The 1495-nt window shown below is 63.9% G+C and carries 1 protein-coding gene; it reads left to right on the plus strand.

Annotated elements, in window-relative coordinates; genetic code table 11:
• The first annotated feature begins 44 nt into the window (after positions 1 to 44).
• Positions 45 to 1433, plus strand: a complete 1389-nt coding sequence (locus ACE04F_RS11940) for a DNA recombination protein RmuC (protein WP_486106990.1) — start codon at positions 45 to 47, stop codon at positions 1431 to 1433.
• The last annotated feature ends 62 nt before the right edge of the window (positions 1434 to 1495 follow it).

Genomic DNA, 1495 nt, shown 5'->3' on the forward strand with positions numbered 1-1495 from the left:
GGCACCTGCAACGCCAGGCCAGCGCGGCGCAGACCGAACTCGCCCTGCTGGAAGAGCGCCTGGCGACCGCGCACATGGCCCACGACGGGTTGAACGCCCAGCTGGATGCCTGCCGCGACGAAATCAGTGACCTGAGCCAGGCCAATGCCGCCAAACAGGCCGAGCTGGCGGCGGCCAGTCGTGAAGTCGAATTGCTCCAGATCGAGCGCGACAACGCCCGGGACGCGGCCCACGCCTGGAATCTCGAACGGGCCAACAAGGAAGCGGAACTGCGGCGCCTCGACGCCCAGGCGGCTTCGTTGCACGCCGAGCTGCGCGAGCAGCAGGAAAGCCATCAACAGCGTCTCAATGACTTGCAAGGCTCGCGCGACGAACTGCGGGCGCAGTTCGCCGAGCTGGCCGGAAAGATTTTCGACGAACGTGAACAGCGCTTCGCCGAAACCAGCCAGCAGCGCCTGGGGCAGTTGCTCGATCCACTGAAGGAGCGCATCCAGTCGTTCGAAAAACGTGTCGAGGAAAGCTATCAGGCCGAGGCGCGGGAGCGGTTCTCCCTGGGCAAGGAGCTTGAGCGCTTGCAGCAATTGAACCTGCGCCTGAGCGATGAAGCCACCAACCTTACCCGCGCCCTCAAGGGACAGAAAACCCAGGGCAACTGGGGTGAACTGATCCTTGAGCGGGTGCTCGAACACGCCGGCCTGGAGAAGGGCCGCGAATACCAGACCCAAGTCAGCCTCAAAGGCCCGGACGGTGAGCGTTTCCAGCCGGACGTGTTGATTTATCTGCCCGGCGACAAACAGGTAGTAGTCGATTCGAAGGTCAGCCTCACGGCTTATCAGCAATACGTGGCCGCTGACGATAACGCCATCGGCCAGCTCGCCCTCAAGCAGCACGTCGTGTCGCTGCGAGCCCACGTAAAAGGCTTGGCCGGCAAGGACTACAAGCGCTTGGACGGTCTGCACAGCCTGGATTTCGTGTTGCTGTTCGTGCCGATCGAGGCCGCGTTTTCCGCCGCGCTGCAAGCCGAGCCGACGCTGTTCCAGGAAGCCTTCGACCGCAACATCGTGATCGTCAGCCCGACGACGCTGCTGGCGACGTTGCGGGTCATCGACAGCTTGTGGAAACAGGAACGCCAGAGCCAGAACGCCCGGGAAATTGCCGAGCGCGCCGGATGGCTGTACGACAAGTTCGTCCTGTTCATCCAAGATCTTGATGAAATCGGCAGTCGCCTGCAGCAACTGGACAAAGCCTACAGCGCCGCGCGCAACAAGCTGACGGAAGGGCGCGGCAACCTGATCAGCCGCAGCGAGCAACTCAAGCTGCTCGGTGCCCGGGCGAGCAAGAGCTTGCCGACGGAGCTGCTGGAGCGCGCGATGGCGGATGTGGATGGGCTGCCTGAGGTAGCGGAAGAACCCAGCACGGACACCCAAGGCTGAAGCACTCCCGAGGCTGAAAGCAACCCCCGTGGGGGGGGGGGGGGGGGGGGGGGGGGGGGGGG

Source organism: Pseudomonas sp. AGC41 (assembly GCF_057334555.1).